Here is a 17,407-nt window from a genome sequence, read left to right as displayed (position 1 = left end):
GCAGCAGACCCACGTACCACGGAGGGGCTGTGCTGTACCAGATCGAGTTCACCGAGCGCGCTGCCGCGCAGCGTGATGCCCTTCCCGAGGGCCGTCGCAAGCTGCTGGAGCGAGGCCTCCAGAAACTGGCCGAGGATCCCTTCACGCCGGTGTCGCAGGCGGTGAGCGGCGAGGACATCCGCGTCGTCTCCGTCGCCTCAGGCCTGACCGTCGACTACATGGTCCACCGAGCCTTCCTGATCCTTGTCTCCGTGGCGCTCCTCGACCAGGCGCTCCTCGACGACTGATCACCCTCTGTCACTCGGCCAGGGAAAGGGGAAGAGATGTTCAACGCCTTCGAGGAGCTCTTCGCACCAGGCCGCAAGCACACCCGCGACGAACAGAACCGCCTGGAACTGACCCGTGAGGACGTCGGCGACGGCGATCCCGGACGCGGGCCTATAGATCTCGCGTCCGGAAAGGTCGTCGTACGCCGGTCCGAGCAGCCCGAAGAACCGGAGCCGGAGCAGGCAGCGCAGTCGGATCCTCCTCAGGTCACCTGAAGTTCCAGAATCCGGTCGTCCCCGCCCTCCGGCGACCCCCTGCCGTCCGTCTCGCTCGTCACCAGCCACAGCTTGTCGCCGCCCGCCGACACCACCGTACGGAGCCTGCCGTACTCGCCCTCCAGGAACGCCTGCGGGTCGGCCGAGGCCTCCGTGCCCTCCAGGGGGACGCGCCACAGGCGCTGGCCCCTCAGCCCCGCCATCCATATCGAGCCCTCGGCGAAGGCGATGCCACTGGGGGACGCGTCGTCCGTGCGCCACTGGGCGAGGGGGTTGTGGAACGCGTCGTCGTCACTGTCGCCCTCCGCCTCCGGCCAGCCGTAGTTGTCGCCCGGCGTGATCTGGTTCAGCTCGTCCCAGGTGTCCTGGCCGAACTCCGCGGCGAACAGACGCTGCTCGGAGTCCCAGGCCAGACCCTGCACATTGCGGTGGCCGTACGAATACACGGCGGAGTCGGGGAACGGGTTGCCCGGCGCCGGTTCGCCCTCCGGGGTCATGCGCAGGATCTTGCCGCCCAGCGACGACCTGTCCTGGGACAGCCCCGTGTCGCCGCTCTCGCCCGTGCCCGCGTACAGCATCTTGTCCGGGCCGAAGGCGATCCGGCCGCCGTTGTGGATGTACCCCTTCGGGATGCCCCGGAAGACAGTGTCGGGGGCGCCCAGCTGCTGGCCCGCCGGCTTCTCCTCCTCGTACAGCATGCGGGCGATGCGGTTGTCCGACTCCGTCGTGAAGTACGCGTAGACCAGATGGTCCGAGGCGAACGAAGGGGACAGCGCGAGGCCCATCAGACCGCCCTCGCCGGCCGGGGAGACGCCCGGCACCTCGCCCAGCTCCGTCTTTTTGCCGGTCTCCGTGTCGACCCGCGTGATGGTGCCCTCGTCACGGGAGGAGACCAGCAGGCCGCCGTCCGGCAGCGGGGCCAGGCCCCAGGGGCTCTTCAGATCCTCGGTGACCGTGCGCACCACCTTCACCGAGCCCTTGGCCGGCGGGGCCTCCTTGGTCGCCCGTGCGGAGGGCGACGACGTCGACTGCGGACTCGTACCGCTCGTGCCACTCGGAGACGCGCTGTCGTTGCCGCCCGAGCCACCGCCGCCTCCTCCCTCGTCGGAGGAGCAGGCGGCCGTGAGCAGGAGCGTGGCTGCGGCCAGTACGGCCGTCACAGCTCTACGTTGCACGATCGTGGTCCCTTCGACGCGGATGGGTTCTCCTTGTCATACACCGCCGGCGCCCCACGAGTTCCCGATCTTTCGAAGGTATCCACCTGCCCGTCAGTCCCACGACCCCTGGGCCCGGGGCAGCGCCGCCACCTCCGCCAGGTCCGCCGCAGACAGCCGCAGCCGGGCCGCCCCCGCGTTCTGCGCCACCCACCGCTCCTGCTTCGTCCCCGGCACCGGCACCACGTGCCGGCCCTGCGCGAGTACCCACGCCAGCGCGACCTGCGCCGGGGTGACCTCCGGACCGTTCCGTCGCGCCACCCGGCGCAGGCCCGCCACGATCGGCTGGTTCGCGGCCGTCATCTCGGCCGTGAAGCGGGGATGGCGGGCGCGGATGTCCTCCGGCTCGAAACCCTCGCCCGGCGTCAGCGTCCCGGTCAGGAAGCCGTTACCCAGAGGCATCGCCGCGAGGAAACCGACCCCGCGCGCCACGCACCACGGCAGCAGCGTCTCCAGCGCCTCCGTCGACCACACCGACAACTCGGCCTGCACGGCACTGACGGGAAACACCTGCTGCACCCGCTCCAACTGGCGGATCGTCGCGTCGTGCAGCCGCGCCCCCGACCGGCGCCCGGGGTGCGCACCCATCGCGGACAGCCCCAACGCCCGTACTTTTCCCGCCTGTACGAGTTCCGCCAGCGCACCCCAGGTCTCCTCGACGGGAACCTCGGGGTCCGCGCGGTGCAGGTGGTAGAGGTCGATGACGTCCGTCTGCAAGCGCCGCAGCGAGGCGTCGCACGCCCGTTTCACGTATCCGGGGCGGCCGTTGGCGACGATGTGCTGATCGCCGACCAGCAGGCCGACCTTCGTCGACACGAAGGCGTCCCGGCGCCGTTCCCTCAGCACCCGTCCCACCAGCAGCTCATTGGTGAACGGGCCGTACATGTCGGCCGTGTCCAGGAGCGTCGAGCCCTCGTCCAGGGCCCGGTGCACGGCCCGCACCGACTCCTCGCCGCGCTGCCGAGAGGCGCTGTACGCCCAGCTCATCGGCATGCACCCGAGGCCCACGGCCCCCACTTCGAGCGCCGCCGCGCCGATCGTCCTGCGCTCCACCTGGTCGTGAACCTCTCTCTCCTCGCCCCCCAAACCTAACCTCTGTACGCACAGGGGTTCGCCTACGCTCGTGAGCATGACTGCTGACGTGTGGCTCCCCATCCCTCCGGAGGAGATCGAGGGCCTCCCCGAAGGGCCCGACTACCTTTTCTGGAACGGCGATCACGACTACCCCGGGGACCCGGCCGACTGCGCGTTCTACGTCGTGCCGTACATGAAGCCCGTCGAGGACTGCGTACGCCCCCTGCCCGACATGACCAGCGTCCAGGTGCTGCAGACGCTGTCCGCCGGGGTCGACAACATCCAGCCCGGGCTCGGGCACCTGCGCCCGGGCGTACGGCTGTGCAACGCGCGTGGTGTGCACGAGGCGAGCACCGGCGAACTGGCCCTCGCCCTCATCCTGGCCTCGTTGCGCGGCATCCCCGACTTCGTGCGGGCCCAGGACAAGGGGGAGTGGCGGGGCGGGTTCCGTCCCGCACTCGCCGACAAGACCGTTCTCATCGTCGGGTACGGGTCGATCGGCGCCGCCATCGAGGACCGGCTCGCGCCCTTCGAGCTCGCGCGGGTGGCGCGCGTCGCGCGCTCTGAGCGCACCACGGCGCGCGGACCGGTGCATCCGCTCACCGAACTGCCCGCCCTGCTGCCCGCAGCGGATGTCGTGATCCTTTCCACACCCCTCACCGAGCAGACAAGAGGGCTGGTGAACGGCGATTTCCTGGCGCGCATGAAGGACGGCGCACTGCTCGTGAACGTGGCCCGCGGGCCCGTCGTCGACACCAAGGCGCTGCTGGCCGAGCTGGAGTCCGGGCGCCTCACGGCCGCCCTCGATGTCACCGACCCCGAGCCGCTGCCCCCGGGGCACCCCTTGTGGCAGGCGCCCGGCGTGCTCATCAGCCCGCACGTCGGCGGCCCGACCTCCGCCTTCCTGCCGCGCGCGAAACGGCTACTGGTGGACCAGTTGGGTCGTTTCATGAACCAGGAGCCGTTGCGGAACGTGATCCTTACGACGGGGACGATCGGCGCATAGTCCGTTTCGGGCACCCTCCGCGTTCCCCCGGATGCGGGGTGTGTCGGTATTGCCGCTGGTCGTCACGGAGCGTAGAGGAACTATGTCCCTGAGTGACGAGACTGGTGTATCGTCCCGACAGGGGTTGCGCCGCGAACCGTTCGGCGCCGGGGACGGACATTTCAGACTGTGAGGGGGGCGACGGGCGATGCACGGCCTATGGGCGAACGATCCGACGCGGCGGGGCCGTCGACGGCGACCCTGGCGCACGGCCGCGCGCAGACGCGGCCACTGCAGCCATCATCAGCACCGCCGGCACAGCGGCCGCCGGAGGCACGCGCACACCGCGCCCTCCGCACCCGCCGCGCACCCGGCTCACACTCGGAGGGTCCGGTGAGTTCCCCCGAGGCGCTGTTGGCCAGCCGGCCGGTCTCGGGCGGCGGGGCGAGCCTGGTCTCGCAGCTCGGACTGGCCCTGGTGTGCGCGGGATACGCCGTCGGTTCCGCGTTCGGCTGGGGCTCCCCCCGACTCGCCCTGATCATGGGCGACTTCGGGTTGAGCGCCGCGGCGGCCACCGCGGCCGTGTCCTGTTTCGTCTACGCCCGTAGCCGTATCCGCTTTCGACCGGCCTGGCTGCTGTTCGGGCTGTCGTCCGCCATGGCCGCCCTGGGCAACCTGGTCTGGGGGTGGTACGAGGTCGTGCTCGAACAGGACGTGCCCAGTCCCAGCTACGCCGACCTGTTCTTCCTGTGCTTCGCCCCGCCCGCCATCGTCGGCCTCCTGGTCCTCGCCAAGCGGCCGGTGACGCGGGCCGGCTGGGTCTGCATGGTCCTCGACGCCTGGCTGATCGGCGGCTCGCTGCTCACCCTGTCCTGGAGCCTCGCGCTGGCCCAGGCGGCGAAGTTCGACGGGCCGAGCGTCGCGCACGCCGCGCTGTCGCTGGCGTACCCGCTGCTCGACATCGCCCTCGTCAGCATGGTCCTCGCGCTGCACTTCCGGCGCTCCACCGTGAACCGCTCCGCGGTGAACACCGCGATCGGCGCGCTGGCCCTGACCGTGTGCTGCGACGCCCTGTTCACCTCGCCCCTGATGCACAACAACTACCACTCGGGCCAGTTGCTCGACGCGGGCTGGTTCGCGGGCTCGCTCCTGCTGGCGTACGCGCCATGGGTCGGCTCCGGCCACGGCGAATCCAGCGGGCACACGCGCGTGGTGCACGAACACCTCCCCGGAGGACAGCGCCCGGCCAGGCCCGGCGGCCACCCGTCCGCACCTCGCCCCGGCCACGCGCCCGCCCCCGGACAGGGCCACGCGCCCGCACCGGGAGGCGATCACGGCCGCTATCCGGCCACCCGGCCCATCACCGGCTCGCTGGCCGCGCTCACGCCGTACCTCGCCGCCGCGGTGTGCACCCTGGGCATCCTCTACAACGTCCTCAACGGCCGCAGCCCCGACCGCGTGGTGCTCATCACCGCGGGCGCCGTCGTCCTCGCCCTCGTCGTGCGCCAGGGCATCATGCTGCTCGACAACATCACCCTCACCCAGGAACTGGCCCAGAAGGAGAACCACTTCCGCTCCCTGGTCCAGGGCTCCAGCGACGTCATCATGATCGCCGCTCCGAGCGGGATGCTTCGCTACGTCAGCCCGGCCGCCGCCGGGGTGTACGGGCGGTCCGCGGAGGACCTCGTCGGTACCGAACTGGCCAACCTCATCCACCCCGAGGACCTGGGCTGCGTGGTGCACGAAGTGCGCCGCTTCCTCGCCGCCAGCCCCGATGACGAACCCACCACCCGCATCGAGTGCCGCTTCAAGGCCGGCGGTGGGGGTACCTCCCGCTCGGGTGAAGCCGAGAGTGGGGGAGGCTGGCTGAACGTCGAGTCCACGGTCAACCGGCACCACGGCGGCCTGATCTTCAACAGCCGGGACGTCACCGAACGTGTGCGCCTCCAGGCGCAGTTGCAGCACAACGCCGAGCACGACCCCCTCACCGACCTGCCCAACCGCGCGCTGTTCACCAAGCGGGTCCAGCAGGCGCTGTCCGGCCGCCGCTCCACCGACCGCGGCACGGCCGTCCTCTTCATCGACCTCGACGGCTTCAAGGCCGTCAACGACACGATCGGGCACCAGGCCGGGGACGAACTGCTCGTCCAGGCCGCCCGCAGACTCCAGGACGCGGTCCGGTACGGCGACACCGCCTCCCGCCTCGGCGGTGACGAGTTCGCCGCCCTGATCGTCGGCGACGGCACCCGGGACCGTACCGCCCGCGAACGTCACATAATGGAACTCGCCGACAGGCTGCGGCTCACGCTCTCGCAGCCGTACGAGATCGACGGCAACGATGTCCGTGTCAACGCCTCCATCGGCGTCGCCTTCGCCGAGCCCGGCCTCGGTGCGGGTGAGCTGCTGCGCAACGCGGACCTGGCGATGTACCGCGCCAAGGCCTCCGGCAAGGGCCGCGTCGAGCTCTACGCCCCCCAGATGCAGCAGGACGTCGTCCGGAAGGCGGAGCTGGCCACGCGCCTGCGGGCCGCACTCCACGACGGACAGTTCGTGCTCCAGCACCAGCCCGTGGTGGCGCTGGAGAACGGCCGGATCACATCGGTCTCCGCCCAGGCGCGCTGGCGCTCCTCCCAGGGAGTGCTCTTCACGCCCGCAGAGTTCCTGCGCGTCGCCGAGGACAGCGACAAGACCGCCGAGCTGGGCCGCTGGATGCTGGAGGAGGCCGTCGAACAGGCCGCCGAACGCGCCGCGACCGGCCTCGCCGTACCCGTAGCCGTCCGGATAAGCGCCCGGCGGCTCCTAGACCGCTCCCTGCCCCTCGGATCGATCGAGACCCTGCTGACCCGGCACGGGCTCGCCACCGGTGCCCTGGTGATCGAGCTGGCGGACACCGACCCCCGGGTCTCCCTGGACGAGCTGGAGCGCCGGCTGAACGCCCTGCGGCGCCTCGGCGTACGGATCGCACTGGACGGCTTCGGCAGCGGCTACGCGGCGATCACGGCACTGCGGCGGCTCCCCGTCGACGTACTGAAACTCGACCGCGGTCTGGTCGAGGGCGTCGTCGAGTCCGCGCGGCTGCACAAGATCACCAGCGGACTCCTCAGAATCGCCAATGACCTCGGTCTGGAGTCCGTGGCCGACGGCGTGGACCTGCCGGAGCAGGTGGTCGCCCTGCGTGCGATGGGCTGCACGCACGGCCAGGGCATGGCCTTCTCGGGGCCGCTGGACGAGTACCGGCTGCGCCGGGCGCTGTCCACCGGCCGCTATCCGGTGCCGCACGGCCCGGCCGAGCCCGCGTTCGCGGGCGGCGGTTCCGGGGTGTACACAAGTACAGGTGTGCCCGCTGTCTACGGAGGCGGAACGGCCCTCCGCTCACATAATGAGACTCCCGTCCCACCCACTTGACAGTCGGTGTGCGCCGGGGGGAGGGTCGACTCCATGCGCACCCGAATTCTCGTACTTGGAAAGCGCGTCGGCTGACGCTGGTGAACGTTTCGGACGGACCCGGAACTCCCAGCGACCGCACCCGGCGCGCTCCCCTCGCTTGCCTCCCGGCACGAGGGGTTTTTTGTTGCACCGGAACCGGTCGAACAGCGACGCAATCGCAACGCACACCGCACAAACCTCGCAAAAACCCTCAGCATCGAGAAGAGAATGCCGATGACCGAGCAGGCCACCGGGGCCCATCACCCGCAGCCGCGGCCCCGTTCCGGAGGACAGCAGTCCGCCCCCGAGTACGTCACGGGTGCGAAGTCCCTCATCCGCTCGCTTGAGGAGGTCGGGGCCGAGACGGTATTCGGCATTCCCGGGGGCACCATCCTGCCGGCGTACGACCCGATGATGGACTCCACGCGGGTGCGTCATGTGCTGGTCCGCCACGAGCAGGGCGCGGGACACGCGGCCACCGGTTACGCGCAGGCCACCGGCAAGGTCGGCGTGTGCATGGCGACCAGCGGACCCGGTGCCACCAACCTGGTGACCCCGATCGCCGACGCGCACATGGACTCGGTGCCGCTCGTGGCGATCACCGGGCAGGTCGTGTCCAAGGCGATCGGTACGGACGCCTTCCAGGAGGCGGACATCGTCGGCATCACCATGCCGATCACCAAGCACAGCTTCCTGGTCACCAAGGCGGAGGACATCCCCCGGGCCATCGCGGAGGCGTTCCACATCGCCTCCACCGGCCGCCCGGGCCCGGTTCTGGTCGACATCCCCAAGGACATCCTCCAGGCCCAGACCGTCTTCCAGTGGCCGCCGGTCACCGACCTGCCGGGCTACCGCCCGGTGACCAAGCCGCACGCCAAGCAGATCCGCGAGGCCGCGAAGCTGATCACCGCCGCCAAGCGGCCGGTCCTGTACGTCGGCGGCGGTGTCATCAAGGCACACGCCACCGCCGAGCTCAAGGTTCTCGCCGAGCTCACCGGAGCGCCCGTCACCACCACCCTGATGGCGCTCGGCGCATTCCCCGACAGCCACCCGCTGCACGTGGGAATGCCGGGCATGCACGGTGCGGTCACCGCCGTCACCGCGCTGCAGAAGGCCGACCTGATCGTCGCCCTCGGAGCCCGCTTCGACGACCGTGTCACCGGCAAGCTGTCCAGCTTCGCCCCGCACGCCAAGATCGTCCACGCCGACATCGACCCGGCGGAGATCGGCAAGAACCGCGCCGCCGACGTCCCGATCGTCGGGGACGCCCGCGAGGTCATCGCCGACCTGGTCCAGGCGGTGCAGAAGGAACACAGCGAGGGCCAGACCGGCGACTACACCGCCTGGTGGAAGGACCTCAACCGCTGGCGCGAGACCTACCCGCTGGGTTACGAGCAGCCCGACAACGGCTCGCTCTCCCCGCAGCAGGTCATCGAGCGCATCGGACAGCTCGCCCCCGAGGGCACGATCTTCACGGCGGGCGTCGGCCAGCACCAGATGTGGGCCGCGCACTACATCCAGTACGAGAAGCCCGCGACCTGGCTGAACTCCGGCGGCGCCGGAACGATGGGGTACGCGGTTCCGGCCGCGATGGGTGCCAAGGCGGGTCAGCCGGACCGTACGGTCTGGGCGGTCGACGGTGACGGCTGCTTCCAGATGACCAACCAGGAACTCACCACCTGCGCGCTCAACAACATCCCGATCAAGGTCGCCATCATCAACAACGGCGCCCTCGGGATGGTCCGCCAGTGGCAGACCCTGTTCTACAACCAGCGGTACTCCAACACCGTGCTGCACTCGGGCCCCTCCGACGTCAATCCGGACGCCAAGGGCACGCGCGTGCCGGACTTCGTCAAGCTGTCCGAGGCGATGGGCTGCTACGCGATCCGCTGCGAGTCCCCCGACGACCTCGACAAGGTCATCGAGGAGGCGAACTCGATCAACGACCGCCCCGTCGTGGTCGACTTCATCGTCCACGAGGACGCCATGGTGTGGCCGATGGTCGCCGCCGGCACCTCCAACGACGAGATCATGGCCGCCCGGGACGTCCGCCCCGACTTCGGCGACAACGAAGACGACTAAGAGAGAGCCTTGTCAAAGCCATGAGTAAGCACACCCTCTCCGTCCTCGTCGAGAACAAGCCCGGTGTCCTCGCCAGGATCACCGCCCTGTTCTCCCGGCGCGGCTTCAACATCGACTCGCTCGCCGTCGGCGTCACCGAGCACCCGGAGATCTCCCGCATCACGATCGTGGTCAACGTGATCGAGGCACTCCCCCTCGAACAGGTGACCAAGCAGCTCAACAAGCTCGTCAACGTGCTGAAGATCGTCGAGCTGGAGGCCGGCTCGGCCGTTCAGCGCGAACTCGTTCTGGTGAAGGTGCGTGCCGACAACGAGACGCGCTCCCAGATCGTCGAGATCGTCCAGCTGTTCCGCGCCAAGACGGTCGACGTCTCTCCGGAGGCCGTCACCATCGAGGCCACCGGCAGCAGCGACAAGCTGTCGGCGATGCTCAAGATGCTGGAGCCGTACGGCATCAAGGAGCTGGTGCAGTCCGGCACGATCGCGATCGGGCGCGGCGCGCGCTCGATCACGGACCGGTCGCTGCGCGCGCTGGACCGTTCTGCCTGAGCATTGCCCCGTAGGGATACGGGCGGCCGTCAGCCGTCGGCCGCCCGTATCGCGAGACCCCGAGACTTCATTTCCTCTCGCCGTCATACGGTGGGACGCAACACCTGCACTCAAGGAGAGAACCCAAAGTGGCCGAGCTGTTCTACGACGCCGACGCCGACCTGTCCATCATCCAGGGCCGCAAGGTCGCGGTCATCGGTTACGGCAGCCAGGGCCACGCCCACGCGCTGTCGCTCCGCGACTCGGGTGTCGACGTCCGTGTCGGTCTGCACGAGGGCTCCAAGTCCAAGGCGAAGGCCGAGGAGCAGGGCCTGCGCGTGGTGACCCCCGCCGAGGCGGCCACCGAGGCCGACGTCATCATGATCCTCGTTCCGGACCCGATCCAGGCCCAGGTCTACGAGGAGTCCATCAAGGACAACCTCAACCAGGGCGACGCGCTGTTCTTCGGCCACGGCCTGAACATCCGCTTCGACTTCATCAAGCCCCCGGCCGGCATCGACGTCTGCATGGTCGCCCCCAAGGGCCCGGGTCACCTCGTGCGCCGCCAGTACGAGGAGGGCCGCGGCGTTCCGTGTATCGCGGCCGTCGAGCAGGACGCGACCGGCAACGCCTTCGCGCTGGCCCTGTCGTACGCCAAGGGCATCGGTGGCACCCGCGCCGGCGTCATCAAGACGACGTTCACCGAGGAGACCGAGACCGACCTGTTCGGTGAGCAGGCTGTTCTCTGCGGTGGTACGGCCGCGCTGGTCAAGGCAGGCTTCGAGACGCTGACCGAGGCCGGCTACCAGCCGGAGATCGCGTACTTCGAGTGCATGCACGAGCTGAAGCTGATCGTCGACCTCATGTACGAGGGCGGCCTGGAGAAGATGCGCTGGTCGGTCTCCGAGACCGCCGAGTGGGGCGACTACGTCACCGGCCCGCGGATCATCACGGACGCCACCAAGGCCGAGATGAAGAAGGTCCTCGCCGAGATCCAGGACGGCACCTTCGCGCGCGAGTGGATGGCCGAGTACCACGGTGGTCTGAAGAAGTACAACGAGTACAAGACCGCGGACTCCGAGCACCTGCTGGAGACCACGGGCAAGGAGCTGCGCAAGCTCATGTCGTGGGTCAACGACGAGGCGTAGGTCTTCACGGATGGGGCCACGGCGCTTGCTGTGGCCCCATTGCCGAACCATGGACGGGGCCTTGTCCGTGGCGCCAGCCACGGATGAGTGATCCTTCCGCAGGGGCGCAAGCCGATCTTCGCCGCGCCACTAGACTGCCGTACTAATACGCGTCAGGCCCACAGTGTCGTGCGTCTTCCACGCGGCTAGCACCCCTCCACCGCATGCGGCCGTCGGGACGGCCGTCCGCATTGGATATGTGAGGACTCACGTGAGCTCGAAACCTGTCGTACTCATCGCTGAAGAGCTGTCGCCCGCGACCGTCGACGCACTCGGCCCGGACTTCGAGATCCGGCACTGCAACGGAGCGGACCGAGCCGAACTGCTCCCCGCCATCGCGGACGTCGACGCGATTCTGATCCGCTCGGCCACCAAGGTCGACGCGGAGGCGGTCGCCGCCGCCCGCAAGCTGAAGGTCGTCGCACGAGCCGGCGTCGGCCTCGACAACGTGGACGTGTCCGCCGCCACCAAGGCCGGCGTGATGGTCGTCAACGCCCCCACCTCGAACATCGTCACCGCCGCCGAACTGGCCTGCGGTCTGCTGCTGGCCACCGCGCGCCACATTCCGCAGGCCAACACCGCTCTCAAGAACCACGAGTGGAAGCGCAGCAAGTACACGGGCGTCGAGCTGGCCGAGAAGACCCTCGGTGTCGTCGGCCTCGGCCGTATCGGCGCGCTCGTCGCGCAGCGCATGTCGGCGTTCGGGATGAAGGTCGTCGCGTACGACCCGTACGTCCAGCCCGCGCGAGCCGCGCAGATGGGCGTCAAGGTGCTGTCCCTGGACGAGCTCCTCGAGGTCTCCGACTTCATCACCGTGCACCTGCCGAAGACGCCCGAGACCCTCGGTCTCATCGGTGACGAGGCGCTGCACAAGGTCAAGCCGAGCGTCCGGATCGTGAACGCCGCGCGTGGCGGGATCGTCGACGAGGAGGCGCTGTACTCGGCGCTCAAGGAGGGCCGCGTCGCCGGCGCCGGCCTCGACGTGTACGCGAAGGAGCCCTGCACGGACTCCCCGCTGTTCGAGCTGGACCAGGTCGTGTGCACCCCGCACCTCGGCGCGTCCACGGACGAGGCGCAGGAGAAGGCCGGCATCGCCGTCGCCCGCTCGGTGCGTCTCGCCCTCGCCGGTGAACTCGTGCCCGACGCGGTGAACGTCCAGGGCGGCGTCATCGCCGAGGACGTCAAGCCGGGCCTGCCGCTCGCCGAGAAGCTCGGCCGCATCTTCACCGCGCTCGCGGGCGAGGTCGCGGTCCGCCTCGACGTCGAGGTGTACGGCGAGATCACCCAGCACGACGTCAAGGTGCTCGAACTCTCCGCTCTGAAGGGCGTGTTCGAGGACGTTGTCGACGAGACCGTGTCGTACGTCAACGCCCCGCTGTTCGCCCAGGAGCGCGGCGTCGAGGTACGGCTGACGACCAGCTCGGAGTCGGCCGACCACCGCAACGTCGTCACCGTGCGCGGCACGCTCAGCAGCGGCGAGGAGGTGTCGGTCTCCGGCACGCTCGCCGGTCCCAAGCACCACCAGAAGATCGTCGCGGTCGGCGACTACGACGTCGACCTCGCGCTCGCCGACCACATGGTCGTCTTCCGGTACGCGGACCGGCCCGGTGTCGTCGGCACCGTCGGCCGGATCTTCGGTGAGGCCGGGATCAACATCGCCGGGATGCAGGTCTCCCGGTCGGTGGCCGGTGGCGAGGCGCTGGCCGTGCTCACCGTCGACGACACGGTGGCCCCCGGTGTGCTGACGGAGGTCTCCGAGGAGATCGGGGCGACGTCCGCCCGATCGGTCAACCTTGTGTAGGTGACCGTCACCTGGGGGCTGCCGCCCCCAGACCCCGGCCACGGCCCTGAACGGGCCTGGTCCCCGATCGCCGGACGGGCTGAGGTTTCTCTCCCCGTCCGGCGTTTTCAGTTCACCTCCTTGACGCGCACCGCCAGCACCGCTGCCCCCAGCAGCACCACCACCCCGGCGACCGCGGCCGCCTGCATCCCATGGGCGTACGCCTCCCGGGCCGCCGTGACCAGCGCGTCTCCCGTGCGCGCCGGGAGCTGGTGGGCCACAGCCAGGGCGCCGCCCAGGGTCTCGTGGGCTGCGGGCGGGGCCGAGGCCGGGATGCCGTGGCGGTAGACCGCCGTACCGATCGAGCCCAGTACGGCCATGCCGAGCGCGCCGCCGAACTCGGCGCCGGTCTCCAGCAGGGAGGAGGCGGTGCCCGCCCGGTCGACCGGGGCGGTGCTCAGGCCCAGGTCCATCATCTGGGACATCACGGTGACGATGCCGGCCGCGAGGACGCCCGCGCCGGCCAGTACCAGCCACAGTGAGTCGGTGCCCACCAGGGCCAGCAGCCCGTATCCGCAGGCCGCCGTGACGAAGCCGCCGGCGACGACCTGGGCGCGCGGCACGCCCCGCTGGACCAGGGTGGCGGCGACCGGAGCGGCGACGCCGACCAGGACCGTCGGCACCAGGCCCCACAGCGCGGCCTCCAGGGAGCTCTTGCCGAGCACCGACTGGAGGTACTGCGTGGTGAAGTACGCCGACCCCATCATCGCGAACGCGGAGATCAGGTTCAGCGAGACCGCCGGGCCGAAGCCGCGTCCCCGGAACAGCGCGGGGGAGATGAGGGGCGAGGCCGTCGTGCGCTGGCGCTGGACGAAGAGGTACGCGAAGAACAGGCCGACGGTGACGCAGAGGACGTACTCGGTGTGCCAGCCCTCCGACGGGATCTCCTTGAGGCCGTAGATCACGGGGAGGACCGCCGCCATCGACAGGGGGACGCTGAGGAGGTCGAAGCGGCCCGGGGCCGGGTCCTTCGACTCGGGGAGCAGGATCGGGCCCAGGACCAGCAGCAACGCCATCGCGGGCAGGTTGACCAGGAAGACCGAGCCCCACCAGAAGTACTCGACCAGCAGTCCGCTCATCACCGACCCGAGGGCGATGCCGCCGGTCATCACACCGGACCACAGGCCGATCGCCTTGGCGCGCTGCCCGGGGTCGCGGAACATCGTGCGGATCAGGGCCATCGTCGACGGCATCAGGGTCGCGCCGCCGATGCCGAGGACCGCGCGGGCGGCGATCAGGGTCTCGGCGCTGTTCGCGTACGCGGCCAGCAGCGACCCCGCGCCGAAGGCGGCGGCGCCGATGAGCAGGAGCCTGCGGCGTCCGATGCGGTCGCCGAGCGAGCCCATCGTCATCAGCAGGCCGGCCAGCACGAAGGCGTAGATGTCGAAGATCCACAGCTGCTGGGTGCCGGTCGGTTCCAGGTCCGCGCTGATCGCGGGGACCGCGAAGTAGAGGACGGAGACGTCCATCGAGACCAGCAGCAGCGGCAGCATCAGTACGCCCAGCGCGGTCCATTCGCGGCGGCCCGCGCGGGGCGTGGCCGGACGTGAACTTGTTGTCGTTCCAGGGGAGTTCGTCATGACCGCGAATGTACACACGTATTAGACGATCGTCTAGAACGCTTGTATAGAACGATTGTCTTGAACGTTCGTATGGGACACCTGTGTAATACGCTGACGCCATGGGACACCGTGAGGATCTACTCGAAGGCGCCAAGCGCTGCCTGCTGGAGAAGGGCTTCGTGCGTACGACCGCGCGCGACATCGTCAAGGAGTCGGGGACCAATCTGGCGTCGATCGGCTACCACTACGGTTCCAAGGACAAGCTCCTCGCGGAGGCGTACGTCTCCCTGGTGGAGGGGCTCTCCGACGACTTCACCCCCGCCGTGGGGACGGGCGGCGACACCGAGGCCGGCTCGCTCGACCGGTTCGAGGAGGTCTGGGCGAACATCATCCAGACCATGCGGGAGCCCGGTTCGTTGTGGCGCCTGAGTGTGGAGATCGTGGCCATGGGGGACCAGCTGCCCACCGTCCGCGACCACTTGGCGCAGGCTCAGCGCGAGGCGGGGCGCGGCATCATCCCGCTGTTCCTCGGAGGGCGCGAGGAGGACGTGCCGGAGGCGGACGTCGACTCAGTAGGCCAGTTCTACAACACCCTGATGACCGGGCTCATCTGCCAGTACGTCTTCGATCCGGCAACGGCACCGACCGCGGATCAGCTCACCGAGGGGCTGCGGCGGGTCATCGGGGCAGCGGCGCTCTAGAGTCGCGCACGCTTCAGCGCCATGTGCAGCAGGAGGCGGTCCTCCCCGTCGTCCAGGTCCAGACCCGTCAGCTGCTCCACCCGGGACAGGCGGTAGTACAGCGTCTGGCGGTGGATGCCCAGCTCCGCCGCGGTGCGGCCCGCCTGGCCGGCCCGGTCGAGGTAGATCTCGGCGGTGCGCGCCAGCTCGTGGTGGGCGGGGGAGAGCAGGGTGCGTACGGCGGGGTCCTGGGCCGTGTCCCGGGGGAGCGCCGTGAGGAGGCGGTACGGGCCGATCGCGCCCCACTCCGCGACCGGGCCGAGGTGCGGCTGTGCCAGGGCCGCGCGGGTCGCCGCCGAGGCCTCCTGCCAGGCGGCGGACAGCTCGGCGAGGCCGGTGCGGGGGGCGCCGACGCCGGCCGCGACCGCACCCTCGGTCTCCTTCAGGAGCCGGGCCGCCGCCGTCAGCGCCGGGGCGTGCACGTCCGTCGCGCGCAGCCGGACCAGCAGTGCCAGGCTCTGGGCCGCCGTGCCCCACGGCACCGTGCACACCGCCGTCGCGTGCGGCACCGTACGGGCCGACGGGGCGTCGTCCGGGTCCGCCGACGGCCAGGGCGCCACGCACACCACCGCGTGCGGGCCCTCGCCGCGAGCCCCCAGGGCCGTACGCAGCGCCGCCACCGCCATGTCCCGCTGCCAGCCGCGCTCGGCGGTCAGGACGGCGCGGAACTCGCGGGTCAGGTCGGCCCCCGCCTGCGCCTCGTCCGCCAGCAGGGCGCCGATCCGGTCCGTCACCTCCATGGCCGCCGTCAGCTGCTCCGCCGAGGGCCCCGGATCGTCGTCCAGCAGCCAGACGTAACCGAGCACGACACCCCGATGGCGTACGGGGAGACAGATCCGCCCCCGGTACACCCCGGCCGCCGGTGTCGGCGGGATGCGGACGGGACCGGTCGCCCGCGTGATGCCGAAGCCCTCGAACCACGAGCGGACCGTCGGTGTCGAGCGCCGGGTGAGGATCGAGCGCGCCCGGACCGGGTCCAGGGCGGACGCGTCCAGCTCACCCTCGCTGTCGTACGTACCGAAGGCGAGCAGCTCGAAGTCGCGGTTCTCCAGCGTCGCGGGGGCGCCGAGAAGCTCCGAGATGTCGTCCACCAGTTCCTGGTAGTCGCTGTGGTGGTCGCCGGTCGACTGGCTCATCCGGGCAATTCTTGCGCATTCCCGCACCGCCTTCAGACATCTGTATGAGATCTGGGGCACGGATGCGTGACAGCTGTCGATGGCTCACGATCGGAGGGATCCTTAGGTTTCACGGTGGTTCTCCGTTTACCGGCCTTTTGTGGAGGTGCCCCGTGCTGGGACCCGTGATTCTCGCCGCCTCGCGCAGCGACCGGATGCGCCGACTGATCTCGGCCGCCCCGGTGACCAGGCCGGTCGTCGACCGCTTCATCCCCGGCGAGACGGTCGACGACGTCGTCCCGATCGTCCAGGACCTCACCGACCGGGGCCTGGAAGTCACCCTCGACGTGGTCGGCGAGGACATCACCACCCCCGCGCAGGCCGCCGCAGCCCGGGACGCCTATCTGGAGCTGGCCGAGCGGCTCGGCGAACTGGAACTGGGCACCCGCGCCGAGATGTCCGTCAAGCTGTCGCTGTTCGGGCAGGCGCTGGAGGGCGGCCACGAGCTGGCCCTCGCCAACATCCGGCCCGTCGTCGAGGCGGCCGATGCGATCGGGACGACGGTCACGCTCGACGCGGAGGACCACACCACCCTCGACTCGATGTTCGCCATCCACGAGGAACTCCGGAAGGACTTCCCGCAGACCGGCTGCGTGATCCAGGCCTACCTGCACCGCACCGAGGCCGACGCCCGCCGCCTCGCCGACAGCGGCAGCCGCGTACGGCTGGTGAAGGGCGCGTACAACGAGCCCGCCGATGTCGCCCACCAGCAGAAGTCCGAGACCGACAAGGCGTACGTCCGGATCCTCCGCATCCTGATGGAGGGCGAGGGGTACCCGATGATCGGCTCCCACGACCCGCGCCTCATCTCGATCGCCCAGGAACTCGCCCGGCGCGCGAGCCGCAAGCCCGACGAGTACGAGTTCCAGATGCTCTACGGGATCCGCAGCGACGAGCATCTGCGGCTCGCCGCCGAGGGCCACCGGATGCGCGTCTACACCGCCTACGGCACGGACTGGTACGGGTACTTCATGCGGCGGCTGGCCGAGCGCCCCGCCAACCTTCTGTTCTTCGGACGTTCGGTCCTCACCAAGGGCTGAGGCCAACCACCCC

At 70.0% G+C, this 17,407-nt stretch carries 14 protein-coding genes; 10 read left to right on the top strand and 4 right to left on the bottom strand.

What is annotated here, in order from left to right; all coding sequences use genetic code 11:
- Positions 1-29 precede the first annotated feature (29 nt).
- Both ACH4TV_RS29430 and ACH4TV_RS29425 read left to right on the top strand, forming a co-directional pair.
- Positions 30-287: a type II toxin-antitoxin system RelE/ParE family toxin gene (locus ACH4TV_RS29430; protein WP_398403281.1), complete on the top strand. Its 258-nt coding sequence runs from the start codon at positions 30-32 to the stop codon at positions 285-287.
- 36 nt (positions 288-323) lie between these two features.
- On the top strand, positions 324-542 hold the full coding sequence (locus tag ACH4TV_RS29425; RefSeq protein ID WP_398403279.1) for a DUF6191 domain-containing protein: 219 nt from the start codon (positions 324-326) through the stop codon (positions 540-542).
- Here ACH4TV_RS29425 and ACH4TV_RS29420 read toward each other — a convergent pair.
- Both ACH4TV_RS29420 and ACH4TV_RS29415 read right to left on the bottom strand, forming a co-directional pair.
- Positions 530-1,717 (bottom strand): PQQ-dependent sugar dehydrogenase, encoded by a 1,188-nt coding sequence (locus ACH4TV_RS29420; protein WP_398403277.1) that lies wholly within the window; start codon positions 1,715-1,717, stop codon positions 530-532. The genes ACH4TV_RS29425 and ACH4TV_RS29420 overlap by 13 nt on opposite strands.
- Positions 1,718-1,810: 93 nt before the next feature.
- The gene (locus tag ACH4TV_RS29415; RefSeq protein WP_398403275.1) at positions 1,811-2,809 is read right to left on the bottom strand and encodes an aldo/keto reductase; all 999 of its coding nucleotides are present in this window, start codon (positions 2,807-2,809) and stop codon (positions 1,811-1,813) included.
- 76 nt (positions 2,810-2,885) lie between these two features.
- On the opposite strand from ACH4TV_RS29415, the gene ACH4TV_RS29410 reads away from it, so the two are divergent.
- From ACH4TV_RS29410 to serA, 6 genes are all read left to right on the top strand, one after another.
- A complete protein-coding gene (locus ACH4TV_RS29410; RefSeq protein WP_398403273.1) occupies positions 2,886-3,836 on the top strand; it encodes a 2-hydroxyacid dehydrogenase in 951 nt (316 codons plus the stop codon).
- Between the two features lie 372 nt (positions 3,837-4,208).
- Positions 4,209-7,220 carry a putative bifunctional diguanylate cyclase/phosphodiesterase gene (locus tag ACH4TV_RS29405; protein ID WP_398403271.1) on the top strand — a complete coding sequence of 1,004 codons (3,012 nt, stop codon included), beginning with the start codon at positions 4,209-4,211 and terminating at the stop codon, positions 7,218-7,220.
- Between the two features lie 255 nt (positions 7,221-7,475).
- A complete protein-coding gene (locus ACH4TV_RS29400; protein WP_398403269.1) occupies positions 7,476-9,323 on the top strand; it encodes an acetolactate synthase large subunit in 1,848 nt (615 codons plus the stop codon).
- Positions 9,324-9,343: 20 nt separating this feature from the next.
- Positions 9,344-9,871: an acetolactate synthase small subunit gene (gene ilvN / locus ACH4TV_RS29395; RefSeq protein ID WP_318323570.1), complete on the top strand. Its 528-nt coding sequence runs from the start codon at positions 9,344-9,346 to the stop codon at positions 9,869-9,871.
- Between the two features lie 128 nt (positions 9,872-9,999).
- Positions 10,000-10,998 (top strand): ketol-acid reductoisomerase, encoded by a 999-nt coding sequence (gene ilvC / locus ACH4TV_RS29390; protein ID WP_398403267.1) that lies wholly within the window; start codon positions 10,000-10,002, stop codon positions 10,996-10,998.
- Positions 10,999-11,248: 250 nt separating this feature from the next.
- Entirely contained in the window at positions 11,249-12,838 is a 1,590-nt protein-coding gene (gene serA, locus ACH4TV_RS29385) for a phosphoglycerate dehydrogenase (RefSeq protein ID WP_398403265.1), read from the top strand.
- A 107-nt stretch (positions 12,839-12,945) separates the two neighbouring features.
- On the opposite strand, the gene ACH4TV_RS29380 is transcribed toward serA, so the two are convergent.
- Entirely contained in the window at positions 12,946-14,457 is a 1,512-nt protein-coding gene (locus ACH4TV_RS29380) for an MFS transporter (RefSeq protein WP_398403263.1), read from the bottom strand.
- A gap of 101 nt (positions 14,458-14,558) precedes the next feature.
- On the opposite strand from ACH4TV_RS29380, the gene ACH4TV_RS29375 reads away from it, so the two are divergent.
- Positions 14,559-15,140, top strand: coding sequence for a TetR/AcrR family transcriptional regulator (locus ACH4TV_RS29375; RefSeq protein WP_398403261.1), 582 nt, complete (start codon positions 14,559-14,561; stop codon positions 15,138-15,140).
- On the opposite strand, the gene ACH4TV_RS29370 is transcribed toward ACH4TV_RS29375, so the two are convergent.
- Positions 15,137-16,315 carry a PucR family transcriptional regulator gene (locus ACH4TV_RS29370; protein WP_398403259.1) on the bottom strand — a complete coding sequence of 393 codons (1,179 nt, stop codon included), beginning with the start codon at positions 16,313-16,315 and terminating at the stop codon, positions 15,137-15,139. The genes ACH4TV_RS29375 and ACH4TV_RS29370 overlap by 4 nt on opposite strands.
- A gap of 152 nt (positions 16,316-16,467) precedes the next feature.
- Between ACH4TV_RS29370 and ACH4TV_RS29365 the strand changes: the two genes are divergently transcribed.
- On the top strand, positions 16,468-17,394 hold the full coding sequence (locus tag ACH4TV_RS29365; protein ID WP_398403257.1) for a proline dehydrogenase family protein: 927 nt from the start codon (positions 16,468-16,470) through the stop codon (positions 17,392-17,394).
- Positions 17,395-17,407 lie beyond the last annotated feature (13 nt).

It is taken from the genome of Streptomyces sp. NPDC020898 (assembly GCF_044333925.1).
Taxonomy (GTDB): domain Bacteria; phylum Actinomycetota; class Actinomycetes; order Streptomycetales; family Streptomycetaceae; genus Streptomyces.
Note: the sequence above shows the minus strand (reverse complement) of the source record. Positions and strands in the feature narration are given on the sequence as shown.